Genomic DNA, 17,148 nt, shown 5'->3' on the forward strand with positions numbered 1-17,148 from the left:
GGGGCGGGGGTGGGTCGAGTGCTCGCGTTACGGCGCCGCGCCGTTCAGGGGTTCGGTAGCGTCAGGAGGCTACCCACCCCCCGACCCCCTCCCTTGCAGGGAGGGGGAGAAGAAGGGCTATTCCGCCGCGAGCGCCATGCCGGGCTTGAGCACGACCTTGGTCACTTCATTCTGGTTGTCGTGGAACATCTTATAGCCCTTGGGCGCGTCCTCGAGCGGCAGCGTGTGGCTGATCAGGAAGGTCGTATCGATCTTGTCCTCCATGATCGCGTTGAGCAGGCCCGGCATATAATGCTGGACGTGGGTCTGGCCGGTCTTGAGAGTCAGGCCCTTCTGCATGAAAGCGCCGAGCGGGAATTTGTCGACGAAGCCGCCATAGACTGCGGGCATCGAGACGCGGCCGCCCTTGCGGCAGGCAATGATCGCCTGGCGGATCGCGTGGATCCGATCGGTGCCGAGGAAGGTGCTCGCCTTGATCTGATCGATGACATTGTCGGCGAAGAAGCCGTGCGCTTCGAGTCCCACAGAGTCGATCACCGCATCGGGGCCGATCCCGCCGGTCATCAGCATCAGCGCCTCATAGGTGGCGGTTTCCTCGTAATTGATCGTCTCGGCGCCGAACTTCTTGGCGAGCTCGAGCCGGTGCGGGAAATGGTCGATCGCGATGACGCGCTCGGCGCCCATCAGGAAGGCCGACTGGACCGCGAACAGCCCGACCGGACCGCAACCCCACACCGCGACGGTGTCGCCGGGCTCGATATCGGCATTCTCCGCGGCCATCCATCCGGTGGGGAGGATGTCCGAGAGGAACAGCACCTTCTCGTCCGCCACGCCGTCCGGGATGACGATCGGGCCGACATCGCTGAAGGGCACACGGACATATTCGGCCTGGCCGCCGGCATAGCCGCCGGTCATGTGGCTGTAGCCGAACAGGCCGGCCATCGGATGGCCATAGGCCTCCATGGCGATGTCCTGATTGTCGGCGGGCAGACTGTTTTCGCACGCCGAATATTGGTGCTTGCCGCAATGATAGCAGCCGCCGCACGAGATCGTGAACGGCACGACGACGCGCTGGCCCTTCTTTAGCGTGGAATTGGCGCCGATTTCGACGACTTCGCCCATGAATTCATGGCCGAGAATGTCGCCCGATTGCATCGTCGGGATATAATGGTCGTAGAGGTGAAGGTCCGAGCCGCAGATCGCAGTCGAGGTGATCTTGATGATCGCGTCGCGCGGGTTGAGAATCTCGGGATCGGGCACAGTGTCCATGCGGACGTCGTGCTTGCCGTGCCAGGTGAGTGCGCGCATCAGTTCCGCTCCTCTTGGAGTTGCTGGAGAGTGTAGGAGCCGGTGGCGATTTCGCCGGTTTCCATGAGTTGCTTGAAGCGGCGGAGGTCGCGGCGGGCCTGGATGGCGGGCTCGCGCTGAAACATCTTGGCGACCAATTTGCCGATCGCGCCGCCGGGGGGATCGTAGAGGATCGTGGCGGTGACCACGGTGCCGCGGCTGCCGGCGTCGCGGAATTCGACGCGGCCGCTATTGGGTACGTCGGCGCCTTCTTCGGAGGCCCAGGCGATCAGCTCGCCGGGGCGCTCGTCGGTGATCACCGAATCCCATTCGACCGTTCCGGTCGGCGATTTGACCACCCAGTGCGAGCGCTTGTCGTCGATCACTTCGATGCGCTCGACATTGTCCATGAAGCTCGCGAGATTGGCGAAGTTGCGCCAATAGGCGAAGAGCTCGTCGCGCGGCCGATTGATCGTCTGTGCGCGCGCGGAGACCGAGCTGCCCTGTGCCTGGGGGAGGGTGCTGGCTGTGGTCTCGGCAGCGGAATGTTTGGACGTTGCCGAGGGGGCATCGTCCTGCGGTCTGTCGAGCGTATCGCCCATTGCTTGTCCTTTCCGGAAGATTGTTCCGGCTCAACAAGGCGATTGGGGCTACGTTCCTATCGTTTCGGGGGCGCTGAACCCAGGTTAGTCAAAAGCGCTGGTGGCGGTGATGCTCCACATCAGCCAAGCCGCCGCGGCCCAGATCGCGACGATGATCGCCACGCCGATCCAACTGACCGGGCGCTCGGTTTCGATCGCGGCGCGGGCGCGGTGCTCGGTCATGAGATCGGCGGGGACGAGCTTTTCGAACAGCCAGATGCCGAGCGGGATGATCACCGCATCGTCGAGCAGGCCGATGATAGGAATGAAATCGGGGATCAGGTCGATCGGCGACAGCGCATAGGCCGCGACCAATAGCCCGACCAGCTTGGCCGAGAGCGGCGTGCGCGGATCGCGGGCGGCGAGCCAGATGGCATGGGCTTCAGTGCGGATGCGGTGGGCGAGGGTTGGGCCGGGCATGCCCTACGGGTGACCCGCTGGGGCGCAGCGCGTCAATCAAAACCGTCATCCCGGCGAAAGCCGGGATCTCATGCGGCTCCTGTCCCGCTCCATCGCACGAGATCCCGGCTGTCGCCGGGATGACGGTTTGGATCAGCTTTCCGCCGTCGTCCCCACCACGGCGTGGCTGCCTTCCTCGCTGCCCTTGATCTTGCCGCCGAACAGCATCTTGAGCTTGCCCGAGAGGCTCATGTCGCTTTCCCACAATTCGGCGCTGTCGATGTCGAAGCGGAGCAGCGCGAGATTGGGATCGTCCTTGCCGCCCGGAAACCAGGCCTCGACCTGGCTGTTCCACAATTTGTCGATCTGGGCGAAGTCGTTGTCGATCGCGGCCGTGCCATCCAGGCAGGCAAAATAATCATGCCCCTTGGAGACGAAATGCGCCATCGCCGGGCCGCCCTTGGCGAGGCGATTGTCCCTGCCGACGAAGAAGAACAAAGTATCTACCTGGTCCTTGTCGAGCTGCGCGGTCAGCGGAATGTGATGCTCGTGGCTGTCCATCAGGCCCATCATCAGGAAGGGACTTTCGGCCATCTTCTTCCACAGATCGGCTTTGAGTTGGGCGTTGTCGGCCATCGGCTTGCTCCTTCGGGATTGATTTCCCTTTGGTAACGAGCGGCTCGGCTCAGGCGTTCCCGAGCGCCGCGGCGGCGCCGAGCAGTTCGAGGTCGTTGCGATTGACCAGCGCGACGGGAACCTCGGCAAGCTGGCGGCGGAACGCGGCCTTGCCCTCCATCCGGCGGCGGAAGCCGGGATCGAGCAATTGCGGCTGGAGCGCGCGGGCGATCGCGCCGGTAAAAAACACCCCGTCCCACGCCCCGAACGCCATCGCCAGATCGCCGGCAAAGCTGCCGAGATGCTCAACGAACATCCGGACGACTGCAGTCGCGGCGGGATCGCGGCCGATGCCCCGCGTAACGTCTTCGGGCTTTGCCAGCTTCTGACCGTCCGACAGCGCCTCATACGCGAGAAGCAGACCGGATGCGCTGAGCAGCAGTTCGACATCGACCGGCATGCCCTTGCGCGCGCAGAAATCGGCGAACTTGCGCTCGTCCGGCGTGACGGCGGCGAAGGACATGTGTCCCGCCTCGCTCGATATCGGGACCAGCCGGTCGCCGGCGCTGATCAGCGCGGAGACACCGAGGCCGGTGCCGGTGCCGATCACGACATAATTGCCGCCGGGCTCGACGGCGCGAGGAGCGGGTCCGTGCAACGAAGTGAAGGCTGAGATGGGCAGCAAGGTCAGCGCCAGCGCATTGGCGGCGCATTCGTTAAGCGCCCGCGGCGGCACGCGCAGCACGGCCTCGACCCCGGCCAGGGAGATATACCAGCGGCTGCCGGTCAGGTTGATCAGGTCGCCGCGCGCCGCGCCCGCGACCGCGAGGACGCTCGGCAAGCGTGCCTCGCGCAGGCCGACATCGGTGAGATAGGCGACGAGCGCGCTGGTGAAGGTCGGATGCTCGCTGGTCATGAAGCGGCGGACGTTGCGCGGCTCAAGCCCGGCGTCTCCGCCGGTCAAGCCAAACCGCACCGATTGGCGCCCGATATCGGCGACCAATGCCAAGTCGCCCATAGGCGCGCCCTCTCCCAGCGGCTTCCCTGTCGGATGTCCGCAAACTGTTATCGCTAACACTCGTTACGAATTCAACAAAGGTTAGTGAGTGGCAGCGTTGTCAGGATGGTAATGCGCAAACGTGCGGGGATGCAAGGGCATTGGCCGCGAACCGTCATCCCCGCGAAAGCGAGGACCCAGAGCCAAAAACGGCGCTGCCAGTTAACCCTGGGGCCCCGCTTTCGCGGGGGATGACGAAAGCTTAGAGAACCTCGAACAGCCCCGCCGCGCCCATGCCGCCGCCGACGCACATCGTCACGACGACATATTTCGCACCGCGGCGCTTGCCTTCGATCAAAGCGTGGCCGGTGCAGCGTGCGCCGGTCATGCCGTAAGGGTGGCCGATCGAGATCGAGCCGCCGTTTACGTTGAGCAGCTCGCCCGGAATGCCGAGCACGTCCTGGCAATAGAGAACCTGGACGGCGAAGGCTTCGTTGAGCTCCCACAGGCCGATATCGTCCATCTTGAGGCCAAAGCGGTTGAGCAAGGCAGGGACGGCATACACCGGGCCGATGCCCATCTCGTCGGGCTTGGTGCCCGCGACCGCCATGCCGACATAACGGCCAAGCGGCGTGAGGCCGCGCTTCGAGGCGAGCGATTCCTCCATGAGGACACTGGCGGAAGAGCCGTCCGAAAGCTGCGAGGCGTTGCCCGCGGTGACCGTGCCGTTCGGGAGCACGGTGTTGAGCGACTTGAGGCCTTCGAGCGTGGTGTCGGCGCGGTTGCCTTCGTCCTTGGTGAGCGTGACTTCCTTCTGCGTGACTTCCTTGGTCTCCTTGTTGACCAGGTTCATCGTCGCAGTGACCGGCACGATCTCGTCGTCGAACTTGCCCGCCGCCTGGGCGGCGGCGGTGCGCTGCTGCGACTGGAGGGCATATTCGTCGCAGCGATCGCGACTGATGCCGTAGCGCGCTGCCACGACTTCGGCGGTCTGGAGCATCGGCATATAGACGTCGTTGTGCATCGCCAGCAGCTCGGGATCGGGCTGCACGCGCATCTGCGGGGTCTGGACCAAGCTGATCGATTCCAGGCCGCCGCCGATCGTCACGTCCATATTGTCGACGATGATCTGCTTGGCGGCAGTGGCGATCGCCATCAGGCCCGAGGCGCATTGGCGATCGAGGGACATGCCTGAGACGCTGGTCGGCAACCCGGCGCGGAGCGCGACCTGGCGGGCGATATTGCCCGCGGTGCTGCCCTGCTGGAGCGCGGCGCCGAATACGACATCGGCAACTTCGCCGCCCTCGATCCCGGCACGCTCGACCGCGGCCTTGACCGAATGGCTGCCGAGGGTGGGGGCGGGAAGGTTGTTGAACGCACCGCGATAGGCGCGGCCGATCGGCGTGCGGGCGGTGGAGACGATGACTGCGGAGCGGGACATGGATTTTCTTCCTTCTGCGGAATTAAACGTAAATCAGGCTGATCCACTCGGCGATCAAGGCGGGCTTCTCCGCACCTTCGATCTCGAGGGTATATTCGTTGATCTGCTCCCAAACACCGGGCTTGCGCTCGGTGAAGCTGAGCAGCTTGAAGCGCCCGCGCACGCGGCTGCCCGAACGGACAGGCTGCATGAACCGCGTTTTGTTACCCCCATAATTGACGCCCATTTTCGCCCCTTCGATCCGGGGCGTGTCGGTCTTTGCCGCCAGCATTGGCATCAGCGAGAGCGACAGGAAGCCATGGGCGATGGTGCCGCCGAACGGCGTCTGCGCGGCGCGGACGGGATCGACATGGATGAACTGGTGGTCGCCGGTCGCCTCGGCGAAGGTGTCGATCATCTTCTGAGTGACTTCGACCCAGTCGGAGACGCGCTCGGTGCCGACGCTTTCCGCCATTTGCTGAACGGTGATCGTATCCACTTGAGACTGCCTCCCGCGCGGGTTTCTCGCATAGCGCCCAGCATCCCTAGAGAGATTGGCGGGGCTAGAGCAAGCCTCGCAAGACCGAGAATATGAAAATGGCGACTGACGTAGCGTCTGGCGCTCGCGCAGTTGCCGGATGGCGGCTCCATTAAAGCGGACCCGATCTTCTAAACGCTCTTTGGGCGGTGCGCGCTCGTTCGAGTCGATCTGTCGCATCTTCGTCTAGCCGGTCGCGTGGCGGTGGCGCGGCCGGGGGTGCTCATGTTTTTTCCGAGGCAACGAAAGACCAGGGAGAAGACCGATGATTTTCCATGTTTCCACCGACGCTCAGAATCCGCAACGCGTCGCCAGCGTGATCGCCGAGCTTTGGGATGGCGTCGCCACGCCTTTCCCAGCCGTGATCGAGGATAGCTGGATCGCAATGGCGGGCGACGAGCGCAACAGCGCGATCGAATTTTACCCCGCGGGCACCGAATTGGTGCAGGGCGAAGGCGCTGCCGGCGGGCACGGCGTCAAAGGCGCGAACGGTCAGGGCTCGTCCGTTCATTTCGCGATGGCGACGGCGAAGACTATCGAGCAAGTCCAAGCAATCGCCGCACGCGAGGGCTGGCCCGCCAAGGTATGCAGCCGCGGCGCCGCGTTTCGCGTGATCGAATTCTGGATCGAAGGCACGCGCATGATCGAAGTGCTCACGCCCGAGATGCAGGCCGAATATCTCGCCGCATTCACCGTCCAGAACTGGCAGGGCTTCCTGGCGCAGCACGCGATGGCGCAGGCCGCCTGATCAAACCTCGCCGTTTATGTGGAGGATATTTCCGTCCGGATCCTTGAACCAGATCGCACGGAACTGGTCCTTCACATGGAGGCCGTCAGTGACGCGATCGAACCCGTCGGGATATTCCTCGAGCTTCACGCCCTTGGCGCGTAGATCGGCGGCGATCGCCTCGACATCCGCGCCGCCATCCCAGACGACGGCATTGGCCCGATTGGTGCCGGCAAAGTCGCTCTTGTAGACATGCAGCTGCGTGCTGCCGGTCTGCAGCGCGAAGATGTCGCCATGGTCCGCGACGAGGGGCAGTCCTAGCGCTTCGGAATAAAACCCCTTGGCGGCGGCCACATCGCTGCAAGCGACGATCGCTGCCGAACTCTTGTCCTTGAGCATTGCCTCAGTCCTTTCCGGGCGGGTCAGGTTTCGTCGGGATCCTTATCGACGCGCATCACCGGCTGGACGTCGGGATAGGGCATGATCAGCGTTCCGTCCGGCGCCGCCGTAAAGGCCGTCTGGATCGGGTAAGGCAGGTTGATACCCTCTGCGGCGAATCGGGTGAGGATCGCCGTGACGACTGCATCGCGGGTCTTGTTAGCCGCGGTCCAGTCGCTGCCGTCCAGCTCGATAATGAACTCGTAATCGAGTGTGCTGGCATTGAAATTGGCGAAGCCGGCACGCGCCGTCCGCACGCCGAGCCCGTCGCCGATTTCGGTGAGGATCGCGGGCAGGCGGTTGAGCGTCTCGGGCGCGGTCTCGTAGGCGACGCCGAGCATCCAGTTGAAGCGGATCAGGCGGCGATCGCTGTGGTTCTGGATTTCCTTGTCGAGCAGCTGGCGGTTCGAGATGATCCGCAGCTCGCCAGTGACCGAGCGAATGCGCGTGGACTTAAGCCCGATCGCTTCGATCGTGCCGTCGGTGCCATCATATTTGATGTGGTGGCCGACGCGGAAGGGCTTGTCGAAGATGATCGACAGCGCCGCGATCAAGTCGCCGAAAATGCCCTGCGCGGCGAGGCCGATGGCGATACCGCCGACGCCGAGACCCGCGACAAGGCCCGTCACGTTCACGCCGAGGTTCGACAGCACCATCACCAGTGCGATCGCGAACAGGATTACCGTGACGAGCATGCGGATGATGCCCAGCGCGCTGGTCAGACCGGCGCCGTGATAATCCTCCGACGTCGTCTTGTGCTCGATCGCGCCGAAGATGACTTCGCGGACCCAGATCGCCGCCTGGAACACTGCCGCGACGGTGAACAGGAATGTGATCGTCGTCGCAACCATCACCGGCGGATTGGCATAGCCGCTGACCAGCTTGATCGACGTGATCAGGATGAAGAAATGGCCGGTCTTGGAGAGCGCGCGGCCGAGGATCGAATACCAGTTGGCGACGCCCGAGCCCCGCTCGCACAGCCGCATTCCCCAGCGGCGCATTGCATGGAGTCCGAAGAAGATCGCAACGGCGATCGCAGTGGCGATCAGGATATTGAGCCAATGCCCCTGCACCCAGATCGACGCGTCGCGGAACAGCGTCTGCACCTGCGCCTGGAGCTGGTCGCCGGAGGGTAGTTTGGGGGCTTTGCTGGTTGTATTGGTGGTCATGCGGCCTTTTTACGGCTGGGAGCGGGGATCGGTTCCTCCAGATACGCAATCAGGCCGCGTTCGTAACGGCTGAGATGTGGGGTCTTGCGGGGAAGCGACAGCGTTTCGCGAAAGGCCGCCTGGGCCTGCTTGTCCTTGGCCAGCCCGATCAGCCGCGGATGGACATAGGATTTGCGCGCGATCGAGGGGGTGTTGCCAAGCGCCGCGGTTACCGGCTCGAGCAGCGATTTGATGCCCACGTACGAGTTCGCAGTGGCGAGCGCCTGATACGCCAGCACGGTCGCGCCCCAGGTGCGAAAATGCTTGGCGGTGAAATCCTCGTTCATCGCTTCGCGGATGTAGCTATTGACGTCGGTCGAGGTCACCGGATGCGCCTCGCCAGCGTCGTCGAGCCAGCGGAACAGGTGCTGGCCGGGCAGGTCCTGCATCTTCTTGACGAAGCGGCTGAGCGAGCCGTCGGTGATTGTCATGATCCGCATCTTGCCCGATTTGGCGCGGAACTGGAGCTTGAGCGACGAACCCTTTACCTTGGCGTGGCGCTTGCGCAGCGTCGTCGCGCCGAAGCTCTTGTTGGTCTGGGCGTAGCTCTCATTGCCGACGCGGATCGTGCCGAGATCGAGCAGGCGGACGACCGCGGCGACGGCCTTGTCCTTGCAAAGCCCGCGCACCTTGAGATCGGCCTCGACCTTGCGGCGAAGCCGGGGGAGGTGCTCGCCGAAGATGGCGCAGCGATCGTATTTGGCGGCTTCCTGCGCCTCGCGGAAGCCGGTGTGATAGCGATATTGCTTGCGGCCTTTATCGTCCCAGCCGACCGCCTGGATGTGGCCGGCCGGATCGGGGCAGAACCAGGCATTGGTGTAGGCCGGGGGCAGGCCGATCGCGTTCAGCCGGTCGATCTCGTCGCGATCGGTGATGCGGTTGCCTTCCGCATCCCAATAGCCCCAGCCATTGCGCACTTTTTTCCGGGTGATCCCGGTCTCCTGATCATCGACATAGACGATGTCTGTCTTGGCCATGGGCTCCCCTCGCAACGTCGCGCTCAATGCGCGGCCCACCTCTTCGTTCCGGAACCGTGCGGCTGGCCGCGCGCTTGGGGGCAAACACCATTGGAGCTTCCCATGACCGATCTCGTCAAAACCCGCGTTCTGATGCTTGCCACCGACGGCTTCGAGCAGGACGAATTGTTCAAGCCCCGCCAGGCGCTGATCGATGCCGGCGCGCAGGTCACGCTCGCATCGCTCAAGTCCGATCCGATTACCGGGGAGAAAGGCGGCGAGAAGGGCGAGAGCATCACGCCCGACACGTTGATCTCCGAAGTCGATAGCGAGGATTTCGATGCGCTGGTGCTGCCGGGCGGAGTCGGCAATCCGGACAAGTTGCGGATGGACGACCGGACGGTCGATCTGGTCGAAGAGTTCATGGACGACAACAAGATCGTCGCGGCGATCTGCCACGCGCCATGGCTGTTGATCGAGGCCGATGTCGTCGATGGGCGCACCGCTACGAGCTGGCCTTCGATCCGCACCGATCTGACCAATGCCGGGGCCGATGTGGTCGACCAGGAAGTCGTGGTCGATGGCAACCTCATCACCAGCCGAAAGCCGGACGATATCCCGGCGTTCAATCAAGCGATCATCGCGGCGCTTTCAAAGGCCGATTAGGGCCGGAAGGGGCTCGAGAATTTGGCGTCGGCGGTGAGCGCGGGGTCGTTGAGCGTCTGCAGGAAGGCGACGAGCGCGGCCTTGTCTGCCGCCGACAGGTTGAGCCGGATCGGCACGCCCCCCGGGCGCAGGCGGTTGTCGAGCGCGGGGCCGTTCTGCACGCCAGAATCGTAATGCTCGATCACTGCGGCGAGCGTGGCGAGGCGGCCGTCATGCATATAGGGGCCGGTCAGCGCGGCATTCTTGAGCGACGGCGATTTGAAGACAATGGTCTCGCCGGCATCGAGGCCATTGCTGCGAGAGTTCTGGTCGAGCCCGAAGGTCGGCGCCTGGTGGCAGGCGGAGCAGCCTGCGCCGCCGCCGGGGGCGTTGGGCGGCGCGAAGAACAGCGCACGGCCGCGATTTTCCTGGGCAGTGAAATTGGGCAGATCGAGGTTGAGCCCGCGATTGGGCAGAGCGGCGCCGAACACGCTGGCATATCCCGTGTCCCAGCGGCTCGTGGTGGAGACCATCGCGCGCTCGAACATCGCCAGCGCCTGCTGGATCCGCCCCTCGCTGATCGCGGGCGTCCCGAAAGCGAAGGTGAACAGCTCGGAATAATAAGCGATGCCGTTCATCTTCGTGATCAGCGCAGGAATCCCGCCGGCGCCGGCGTCCCAGCCCATTTCGACGGGGTTGAGGATCGGCTGGCTCGCCTGCAGCTCCACGCTGGCGGCGCGGCGGTCCCAGAACATCGATCCGGGCCGGAAATAGCGGACATTGCCTAGCCGCATCGAATGGGCAGTGGTGAAGGCCGCGCCGTTGACTCCGGTCGAGAAGCGGCGTGGATCGGTGAAGCCCGATGCCTGCTGATGGCAGGAGGCGCAGGAAATCGTGTCGTTGGTGCTGAGCCGGCGATCGTGGAACAGCACGCGGCCGAGCGTGGCGATGCGGTTGTCGAGTGCCTGGCCGACGGGCGTGTTGTCGTCGCCGTTGATTGTCGCGTCGTAATAGGCCGGTAGGACAGGCGCGTAATTGGCGAGCGCGGCCAGATCGAGCGTCGTGAAGGTGACGACTGCGGTGGTGGGAGTTGGGGTGGGCGCGGCGGGCGTGGGTGTCGGAGTGACCGCTGCGGTGACGACGGTTCCGCCGCCGCCGGCCGTCTCCCCGCCGCCGCTGCTGCACGAGACCAAGCCCGAGGCGGCAATTGCCGCGATGAAGATAGGATAGCGCACAGGCCTCTCCCCGAGTGCTGATCCCGTTACGCTATAGCAATGATCTGGAAACGCGAGGGCAATGTTGTATCAAATTGTCGCGGCGCTTCTTCGTGTGAATTTCCAGTTGTTTATGGCGCGCTGTGCAGGTCTTTCGATCCAATGGTAGAGCGCCGAGGAACTGGCGAGAACGAGTAGCAGATACAGTGCGATGAGCGGCAGCGGGACTGCGTGGGCGTTATCGACAAGGAAGAGCTTGAAGGCGAACCAGAGGAGATAATGGCCGAGATAGGTCGCGTAGCTGATCTCTCCGAGATAATGGATGGTGCGCCCTTCGAGCGGCGAACCGCGGACAAGGGCGAGCGCCAGCAATGCGGCTGCAAAGGCGGTGGGGACGGCGAGGGTCTCGGGCAGCACGCCTGCGATAGTCGCGGTGCCGAGGGCCAAGGCGAGCGTGGCACTCAGCGCCGCCGGAGCGCGCCACGCCTCGCGCCAGCGCAGCCACAGCGCGCCGATCGCAGTGCCGCTCGCAAATTCGAGGATGCAGCGGATCAGGCCCAGCTGCGGGATTTCCTGGCCGAGCGACGTCGCGCCGCGCAGCGCGAAGACGGTGTGGAGCAAGGTCAGCAATGCTGCGATCGCGGCGAGGATCGCGGGCGTCGGCACGCGGCGCCAGTCGATCGCTAGCGCCAGGAAGGGGAACAGCAGATAGGCGCCGAGTTCGCACGAGATCGACCAGGCAGGATCGTTCCAGGCGAGCGTTTCGGTAAAGCCCCAATTCTGGAGCAGGAAGACGTGGAGCGGCAGTTCGGCGAAGGGGAAATGCTCGGCCTCACGGCCGGTGGCGAGCATGGCGAGCGCAAGCGCGACGCCAAAACCGAGCATGAACAGATGCAGCGGCCAGATCCGGGCGATGCGGCGCTTGAGGAATTCGGGGACGACCGCAAAGCCGCCTTCGCGGATGCGCGGCGCATAGCTCATCCAGATAACGAAGCCCGAAAGCAGGAAGAAGAAGTCGACCGCGAGATAGCCCTTGGCGAGGATGGTCAGGCCGAGCTCGGGCAAGCCCTGGATCGATGTGCGGATGTGGAACAGGACGACCAGCCAGGCGGCGATCCCGCGCACGCTGGTCAGCGCGCGAAGCTCTCCGCTCATGCCGCCGCCAATCGCGGTTTGCGCAAGGGGCGCCACGCCGTCTCCTCGCGCTTGCGGGCCAGATAGGTGTCCAGACCGATTTGCGCGCCGATCAGCATGTAGACGAAGGGCTGGAAGGCGATCGCAATGAAGCAGCTGCCGAGCATATAGATGATGTGCGCGCTCTGCAGCGCGCTGGCGAGCGGAGCGATCCATTGCTCGCCTTCCCCGGCCTTCTTGTAGCGGCGGCGCAGCACTTCCATCCGGAAGATGCCGATCATGTTGATCAGCAGCCAGATGATCAGGCCTGCATAGCCCTGTTCGCCGAGCATCTCGAAATAGGAGCTGTGATAGGCACGCGCCTTGTCGATTTCCCAGCTGCGCTTGATGGTCATATGGCCTTCGCCATCATCGACCATCGCGACCTTTTCGTAGCGAATCTGGTTCTGGCGATAGGTTTCGAAGCCGCCACCCATCGGATGGGTTTTCACATATTCCATTGTCCACTTCCAAACCTCGATGCGCGTCGAGGCGGAGGCGTCGGCCTGGTAGGTCTGGATCGTCTCCATCCGCTCGGTAAAGGCCGAGGGCAGGAAAGGGATGGCGCAGAGTCCCAGCGTCCCGAGCCCGGCGAGATAGACTATCGGCCGCTTGAAATCGCGGATCATCAGGATCGCGAGCAGCGCGATGCAGAGCAGCCCGGTACGCGTCGAAGTGCCGACCGGGATCAGCAGGCAGGCGAAGATCAGGCAGTAGCAGAACGTCTTCACGCGCCAGTCGGGCGCGAAGATGGTGCCGAATTTGGTGAACCACAGGATCAGCGGGATGATCGCGATCGCCACCATCGAGATGGTCGAGCCCTCGTACAGCCCCGAATTGTTGGTCACCATCAGATTGAGTTCGCCGTAACCGCCGCCCGAGCCGACGGTCTTGATCCCGCCGACGATAATGATCGATGCGGCCGAGAGGATCATGAACAGCAACAAGCTTTCGATGCGGAGCTTGGTGCGCAGCGTCAGCGGCAGGAAGGCGGCGAAGGCCAGCGCCTTCCATACCCATTCCCATTTGTCCCTGGCCTCGAGCGGGAAATCGGCGTGCATCGTCGTATAGAAGCAATAAGCGAGCAGCAGAACGATAAGCCCCTGGCGAGGGGCGACGCGGACGTCGCGCTTGTCGTCCATCGCCAGCCACCCGACCACCGCCAATCCGACTGCGATCATCGAGATCGGCACCGAATTGAGCAGGATATAGGTCAGCCGCTGAGGCGAGACGATATCGATATAGGCATAGGCCAGCACGAACAGGAACGGGCGGCGAAAGCCCGTTGCGAACAATGCAGCCAGGAAGGCAACGAAGACGAGATCACGCACCGGGCTTGCCCCAGCGCTTCTTCTTGGGGCTGTCCTCGCCGTCGTGCGGGCTCGGCTCGACGTCCAGGTCGTTCCGGCGCAGCAGCAGGATTGCCGCAAGCAGCATCAGCCCGTGCGAGATCGCGAGCGATAGATTGTCGATCATGCGGGTTCCGCGCGCTCCTTCCAGTGCGGCTGTAGAGCAGGCCAGTTGACGCGCCGTTAAGGGCTATCGTGGCAGGAAAATGCGATGCGCATCCTCCACATCCTCGATCACGGGCTGCCACTGCATAGCGGCTACACCTTTCGGACGCGGGCCTTGCTCAAGGCGCAGATTGCGCGGGGCTGGGACGTGGCCGCCGTCACCGGTCCGCGACACGGCGAATATGACGCTGCAGACGAAATGGTCGACGGGCTGCAATTCTTCCGGACGCCGCCGGTCGCTTCCTCGCTGCCAGTGGTGAGCGAGTGGCGCGAAGTAGGGCGGTTTGCGCGCCGCATTACGAAGGTCGCCAAGGCGTTCCAGCCCGACATCCTCCACGCCCATTCGCCGGTGCTCGATGCGATGGCGGGGCAGCGGGCGGCGGACCGGCTGGGGCTGCCCTTCGTCTATGAAATCCGCGCCTTTTGGGAAGATGCCGCAGTGGGCAACGGAACCGGGCGCGAGGGTAGCTGGAAATACAATATGACTCGCGCGCTCGAGACCAGGGCAGTCAAGCGCGCCGATGCGGTGGCGGTGATCTGCGAAGGGCTGCGCGCCGATCTGGGACAGCGCGGGATTGTTCCGGGCAAGATCTTCGTCTCGCCCAATGGCGTGGACCTCAATGTTTTCGGCGAGCCGCTGGCCTATGACAAGGCGCTGGCCGCGGAACTGGGCGTAGAAGGCGGCGAGGCGATCGGGTTCATCGGCAGCTTCTACGATTATGAAGGGCTCGACATTTTGATCGATGCGATGCCCGAACTGGTGCGGCTGCGTCCGTCGATGCATCTGATCCTGGTCGGCGGTGGGCCGGCCGAGCAAGCCTTGCGCGCCCAGGCCGCGGCATCACCGGCAGCGGGCCGGATCAAGTTCATCGGCCGCGTGCCGCACAGTCAGGTCGACCGCTATTACAGTCTAATCGACGTGCTGGTATATCCGCGCAAGAAGATGCGGCTGACCGACCTGGTGACGCCGCTCAAGCCATTGGAAGCGATGGCGCAGCGCAAGCTTGTCGCCGCATCCGATGTCGGCGGCCACCGCGAACTGATCCGCGACGGCGATACCGGCACATTGTTCAAGCCCGATGACCCGAGAGCGCTGGCGCATTCGGTGGCCAGAGTGTTCGGGGATCGCGATCATTGGGAAGCCCGGCGGGCGCGGGCGCGGGCATTCGTCGAAGCCGAGCGAAACTGGTCGGTAAACGTCGCGCGTTATGAATCTGTTTACCAAAAACTCGCAATGTCGGCGGCAACGAAACCTTCTTGGTCGCACAGGACAGTGAAAGCGTGAATTTACCTCTGGCTCCTCTGGCAGCAGCCATACTCGGTGCGGCAGCGGCGCTTGGCGTGATCGTCATGCCGGTGCCGGTGCTCGAGGCGCTGGTGATGGATTCGGGAATTCCCGCAGTGCTGACCGCTGCCGAGCCGCCTCTCGGCTTCACGGCACGCGCAATCCTGGCGGCAGGGGCCGGTGGCGTCGCTGCATTGCTTGGCTGGTTCATGGCATTCATTCTGGTCGGCACGCGCGGGCTGAGCGTAGGCAAGGAGGCCGAGGCCGAAGCCGAAGCGCCGCACACGCCGATCATCCGCCGCGCCGATGCGCACCCCGATGCGCCGCCGCGCCCGCCCTTGCTGGCGACTCGCGACCTGGGCACACCGTTCCTCGAAGTTCGGGCGCCCGAAAAAAAAGCCGAAGCCCTCGATCTCGTGGACGCGGTCGAGCCCCCCGCTCCCGAGCCGCTGCTAGAGCAGCCGCTGCCGCGCGATCTCAATCAGCCGCTGGCGGCATTTGACCCCCAATCACTCCCGGAACGTCCGCGGCCCAAGCCGGTACCACTCGCGCCGCTGCGCCGAGAACCGCGCCCTGCGATATTCGACGAGAGCGAGCGCTTCGAAGTGTTCGAACTGACTCCACCGGTGCGCCCCAAACCAGCACCGGCGATGCGCATTCCGGTGCCCGCCGAGCCAATCGCGCGGCCCGAGACCGATGCTTCGGTGCATGCCCTGCTCGAACGGCTTGAGCGCGGCGTGATCCGCAAGGGGCTGGCTGCGGGGATCGATCACGAGCCGCGTCCGCGCGATGCCGAGCGCGGGCTGGAAGACGCGCTGGTCACGCTGCGCAACCTGGCGCGCCGCGCCTAACGCTCCTCCACCGTAAGTATTTCGAGTTCAGCCGTGACGGCGTCGCCGTCGCGAGAAACGCGCGTCACGACGAGATCCGCGACGAGATGCCCGCGCAGCGCGAACTCGGCTTCGGGCAGGCCGGCCAGCCAGGCGTTCAAGTCGGGCGATTGCGTTGCCGCCACGGTCAGTGCGTGCTGCGCGCCGATAAAGGTGGCGCTTGCCCACCGGCGGACCACCGATCGCGAGATCGTCACCGGGCAGCTTGCGGCGTCGGCACTGGCAGCAAGCGCGCGCTCGATTTGCGTCGCCGCATCGGGACCGCGGCTCACTTGCCGCGCTCCCCGGCGATGAAGGCCTCGATCCGCGCGGCGATGGCCTCACCGGGCTCGCGGCCCCGACGCAGGTCGTGGACCAGCCGCGGATCGCGTACCGCCAGCCTGCCGAATTTGCTGGCCGACATTTCGCTTCGTTTCAGAAATTGCTCAATCTTCCAATGCACCGACATTGCCATGCTCCTCGATTCGCTTGTCGATGATCATGATTTGTTCTCATTTCCTACTTGTCTAGGAAAAATCCTACGATTATGGTTCAAGTGTGGATGCGGATGCGCAACGAGCGGCCCTGGCGGCGCTGATGGACGAACAGGGGCGCAGCTTTGCCGAGCTTTCGCGCGTGGTCGGGCGCAACCCGGCATATCTTCAGCAATATCTGAGGCGCGGGACGCCGCGCATGCTCGCCGAGGCCGATCGCGGGCGACTGGCGCGCTATATGGGCGTGCCCGAGGCGCGGCTAGGCGGGCGCGGGGCGGAAGGCGTGGTCGAAGTCGCGCGGCTGGACGTGTATGCGTCGGCGGGGCCCGGACGACTGGTCGCGGGCGAGGCGCGGCGCCAGCCGGGCATGTTCCCGCCCGCGATGCTGCGCCAGCTCGGCGTACGGCCCGATGCTGCCTCTATGATCTGCGTCGAGGGCGATTCTATGTCGCCGCTGCTCGAGGATGGGGATGAGATATTGGTCGATTGCGACCAGCGCATTGTCGGGCGCGGTGGGGTGTTCGTGCTGCGGCTGGGGGGCGAGCTGATGGTCAAGCGGCTGCGCGCGGCGGTGGGCGGGCTGGAGGTGGTCAGCGAGAATCCGGCCTATCCGTTGCGCTTCGTGCGCGCGGGCGAAATCGAGGTGCTGGGGCGCGTGGCGTGGCTGGGGCGGGCACTATAGGCCTGCTTTTGCGATCTAATTTTTATGATAGAGGGGCGTCATGACC

21 protein-coding genes are annotated in these 17,148 nt (G+C 64.3%); 5 read left to right on the forward strand and 16 right to left on the reverse strand.

Features of this window, described 5'->3' with window-relative positions; genetic code table 11:
• Positions 1–117: 117 nt before the first annotated feature.
• From ACZZZM_RS07915 to ACZZZM_RS07945, 7 genes are all read right to left on the reverse strand, one after another.
• On the reverse strand, positions 118–1,308 hold the full coding sequence (locus tag ACZZZM_RS07915; protein WP_463594561.1) for a zinc-dependent alcohol dehydrogenase: 1,191 nt from the start codon (positions 1,306–1,308) through the stop codon (positions 118–120).
• On the reverse strand, positions 1,308–1,889 hold the full coding sequence (locus ACZZZM_RS07920) for an SRPBCC family protein (RefSeq protein WP_463594562.1): 582 nt from the start codon (positions 1,887–1,889) through the stop codon (positions 1,308–1,310). The genes ACZZZM_RS07915 and ACZZZM_RS07920 overlap by 1 nt, the downstream gene beginning before the upstream one ends.
• Positions 1,890–1,973: 84 nt before the next feature.
• Positions 1,974–2,348, reverse strand: coding sequence for a YkvA family protein (locus tag ACZZZM_RS07925; protein ID WP_463594563.1), 375 nt, complete (start codon positions 2,346–2,348; stop codon positions 1,974–1,976).
• Positions 2,349–2,480: 132 nt separating this feature from the next.
• A complete protein-coding gene (locus ACZZZM_RS07930; RefSeq protein WP_463594564.1) occupies positions 2,481–2,963 on the reverse strand; it encodes a pyridoxamine 5'-phosphate oxidase family protein in 483 nt (160 codons plus the stop codon).
• A 49-nt stretch (positions 2,964–3,012) separates the two neighbouring features.
• Positions 3,013–3,960, reverse strand: coding sequence for a glucokinase (locus ACZZZM_RS07935; RefSeq protein ID WP_463594565.1), 948 nt, complete (start codon positions 3,958–3,960; stop codon positions 3,013–3,015).
• Positions 3,961–4,201: 241 nt separating this feature from the next.
• Positions 4,202–5,380 carry an acetyl-CoA C-acyltransferase gene (locus ACZZZM_RS07940; RefSeq protein ID WP_463594566.1) on the reverse strand — a complete coding sequence of 393 codons (1,179 nt, stop codon included), beginning with the start codon at positions 5,378–5,380 and terminating at the stop codon, positions 4,202–4,204.
• 22 nt (positions 5,381–5,402) lie between these two features.
• Positions 5,403–5,858: a MaoC family dehydratase gene (locus ACZZZM_RS07945; protein ID WP_463594567.1), complete on the reverse strand. Its 456-nt coding sequence runs from the start codon at positions 5,856–5,858 to the stop codon at positions 5,403–5,405.
• 304 nt (positions 5,859–6,162) lie between these two features.
• Here ACZZZM_RS07945 and ACZZZM_RS07950 point away from each other — a divergent pair, with 304 nt between their 5' ends.
• Positions 6,163–6,645 (forward strand): hypothetical protein, encoded by a 483-nt coding sequence (locus ACZZZM_RS07950; protein ID WP_463594568.1) that lies wholly within the window; start codon positions 6,163–6,165, stop codon positions 6,643–6,645.
• Here ACZZZM_RS07950 and ACZZZM_RS07955 read toward each other — a convergent pair whose 3' ends face one another.
• From ACZZZM_RS07955 to ACZZZM_RS07965, 3 genes are read right to left on the reverse strand one after another with little or no spacing between them, the layout of a single operon-like run.
• On the reverse strand, positions 6,646–7,023 hold the full coding sequence (locus ACZZZM_RS07955; RefSeq protein WP_463594569.1) for a VOC family protein: 378 nt from the start codon (positions 7,021–7,023) through the stop codon (positions 6,646–6,648). It lies immediately after the preceding gene.
• A gap of 23 nt (positions 7,024–7,046) precedes the next feature.
• Entirely contained in the window at positions 7,047–8,231 is a 1,185-nt protein-coding gene (locus ACZZZM_RS07960; RefSeq protein WP_463594570.1) for a mechanosensitive ion channel family protein, read from the reverse strand.
• The gene (locus ACZZZM_RS07965) at positions 8,228–9,247 is read right to left on the reverse strand and encodes a DNA topoisomerase IB (protein WP_463594571.1); all 1,020 of its coding nucleotides are present in this window, start codon (positions 9,245–9,247) and stop codon (positions 8,228–8,230) included. Before ACZZZM_RS07965 ends, ACZZZM_RS07960 begins: the two co-directional genes overlap by 4 nt.
• A 102-nt stretch (positions 9,248–9,349) precedes the next feature.
• Here ACZZZM_RS07965 and ACZZZM_RS07970 point away from each other — a divergent pair, with 102 nt between their 5' ends.
• The gene (locus ACZZZM_RS07970; protein ID WP_463594572.1) at positions 9,350–9,892 is read left to right on the forward strand and encodes a type 1 glutamine amidotransferase domain-containing protein; all 543 of its coding nucleotides are present in this window, start codon (positions 9,350–9,352) and stop codon (positions 9,890–9,892) included.
• Here ACZZZM_RS07970 and ACZZZM_RS07975 read toward each other — a convergent pair.
• From ACZZZM_RS07975 to ACZZZM_RS07990, 4 genes are all read right to left on the reverse strand, one after another.
• Positions 9,889–11,106 carry a cytochrome-c peroxidase gene (locus ACZZZM_RS07975; protein WP_463594573.1) on the reverse strand — a complete coding sequence of 406 codons (1,218 nt, stop codon included), beginning with the start codon at positions 11,104–11,106 and terminating at the stop codon, positions 9,889–9,891. The genes ACZZZM_RS07970 and ACZZZM_RS07975 overlap by 4 nt on opposite strands.
• Positions 11,107–11,175: 69 nt before the next feature.
• On the reverse strand, positions 11,176–12,240 hold the full coding sequence (locus ACZZZM_RS07980) for an acyltransferase family protein (RefSeq protein WP_463594574.1): 1,065 nt from the start codon (positions 12,238–12,240) through the stop codon (positions 11,176–11,178).
• Positions 12,237–13,589: a putative O-glycosylation ligase, exosortase A system-associated gene (locus ACZZZM_RS07985; protein ID WP_463594575.1), complete on the reverse strand. Its 1,353-nt coding sequence runs from the start codon at positions 13,587–13,589 to the stop codon at positions 12,237–12,239. The genes ACZZZM_RS07980 and ACZZZM_RS07985 overlap by 4 nt, the downstream gene beginning before the upstream one ends.
• Complete coding sequence (locus ACZZZM_RS07990) at positions 13,582–13,734, reverse strand: hypothetical protein (RefSeq protein WP_463594576.1); 153 nt, start codon at positions 13,732–13,734, stop codon at positions 13,582–13,584. Before ACZZZM_RS07990 ends, ACZZZM_RS07985 begins: the two co-directional genes overlap by 8 nt.
• Positions 13,735–13,818: 84 nt before the next feature.
• Here ACZZZM_RS07990 and ACZZZM_RS07995 point away from each other — a divergent pair, with 84 nt between their 5' ends.
• Together ACZZZM_RS07995 and ACZZZM_RS08000 are read left to right on the forward strand one after the other, a co-directional pair.
• Positions 13,819–15,057, forward strand: a complete 1,239-nt coding sequence (locus tag ACZZZM_RS07995; RefSeq protein ID WP_463594577.1) for a TIGR04063 family PEP-CTERM/XrtA system glycosyltransferase — start codon at positions 13,819–13,821, stop codon at positions 15,055–15,057.
• On the forward strand, positions 15,054–15,908 hold the full coding sequence (locus ACZZZM_RS08000; RefSeq protein WP_463594578.1) for a hypothetical protein: 855 nt from the start codon (positions 15,054–15,056) through the stop codon (positions 15,906–15,908). The genes ACZZZM_RS07995 and ACZZZM_RS08000 overlap by 4 nt, the downstream gene beginning before the upstream one ends.
• Here the strand turns inward: ACZZZM_RS08000 and ACZZZM_RS08005 are convergent.
• Together ACZZZM_RS08005 and ACZZZM_RS08010 are read right to left on the reverse strand one after the other, a co-directional pair.
• Positions 15,905–16,219, reverse strand: a complete 315-nt coding sequence (locus ACZZZM_RS08005; protein ID WP_463594579.1) for a hypothetical protein — start codon at positions 16,217–16,219, stop codon at positions 15,905–15,907. The two genes, ACZZZM_RS08000 and ACZZZM_RS08005, sit on opposite strands and share 4 nt — an antisense overlap.
• Positions 16,216–16,395 (reverse strand): hypothetical protein, encoded by a 180-nt coding sequence (locus ACZZZM_RS08010; RefSeq protein WP_463594580.1) that lies wholly within the window; start codon positions 16,393–16,395, stop codon positions 16,216–16,218. The genes ACZZZM_RS08005 and ACZZZM_RS08010 overlap by 4 nt, the downstream gene beginning before the upstream one ends.
• Before the next feature lie 128 nt (positions 16,396–16,523).
• Here ACZZZM_RS08010 and ACZZZM_RS08015 point away from each other — a divergent pair, with 128 nt between their 5' ends.
• A complete protein-coding gene (locus ACZZZM_RS08015; RefSeq protein ID WP_463594581.1) occupies positions 16,524–17,102 on the forward strand; it encodes a S24 family peptidase in 579 nt (192 codons plus the stop codon).
• Positions 17,103–17,148: the final 46 nt, after the last annotated feature.

The sequence above is a fragment of the Sphingomonas sp. AC522 genome (assembly GCF_979258125.1).

Coding starts and splice junctions, on each gene's coding strand:
- ACZZZM_RS07915 (WP_463594561.1), bottom strand. CDS start 1,308: ATGCGCGCACTCACCTGGCACGGCAAGCACGACGTCCGCATGGACACT.
- ACZZZM_RS07920 (WP_463594562.1), bottom strand. CDS start 1,889: ATGGGCGATACGCTCGACAGACCGCAGGACGATGCCCCCTCGGCAACG.
- ACZZZM_RS07925 (WP_463594563.1), bottom strand. CDS start 2,348: ATGCCCGGCCCAACCCTCGCCCACCGCATCCGCACTGAAGCCCATGCC.
- ACZZZM_RS07930 (WP_463594564.1), bottom strand. CDS start 2,963: ATGGCCGACAACGCCCAACTCAAAGCCGATCTGTGGAAGAAGATGGCC.
- ACZZZM_RS07935 (WP_463594565.1), bottom strand. CDS start 3,960: ATGGGCGACTTGGCATTGGTCGCCGATATCGGGCGCCAATCGGTGCGG.
- ACZZZM_RS07940 (WP_463594566.1), bottom strand. CDS start 5,380: ATGTCCCGCTCCGCAGTCATCGTCTCCACCGCCCGCACGCCGATCGGC.
- ACZZZM_RS07950 (WP_463594568.1), top strand. CDS start 6,163: ATGATTTTCCATGTTTCCACCGACGCTCAGAATCCGCAACGCGTCGCC.
- ACZZZM_RS07955 (WP_463594569.1), bottom strand. CDS start 7,023: ATGCTCAAGGACAAGAGTTCGGCAGCGATCGTCGCTTGCAGCGATGTG.
- ACZZZM_RS07960 (WP_463594570.1), bottom strand. CDS start 8,231: ATGACCACCAATACAACCAGCAAAGCCCCCAAACTACCCTCCGGCGAC.
- ACZZZM_RS07965 (WP_463594571.1), bottom strand. CDS start 9,247: ATGGCCAAGACAGACATCGTCTATGTCGATGATCAGGAGACCGGGATC.
- ACZZZM_RS07970 (WP_463594572.1), top strand. CDS start 9,350: ATGACCGATCTCGTCAAAACCCGCGTTCTGATGCTTGCCACCGACGGC.
- ACZZZM_RS07980 (WP_463594574.1), bottom strand. CDS start 12,240: ATGAGCGGAGAGCTTCGCGCGCTGACCAGCGTGCGCGGGATCGCCGCC.
- ACZZZM_RS07990 (WP_463594576.1), bottom strand. CDS start 13,734: ATGATCGACAATCTATCGCTCGCGATCTCGCACGGGCTGATGCTGCTT.
- ACZZZM_RS07995 (WP_463594577.1), top strand. CDS start 13,819: ATGCGCATCCTCCACATCCTCGATCACGGGCTGCCACTGCATAGCGGC.
- ACZZZM_RS08010 (WP_463594580.1), bottom strand. CDS start 16,395: ATGTCGGTGCATTGGAAGATTGAGCAATTTCTGAAACGAAGCGAAATG.
- ACZZZM_RS08015 (WP_463594581.1), top strand. CDS start 16,524: ATGGACGAACAGGGGCGCAGCTTTGCCGAGCTTTCGCGCGTGGTCGGG.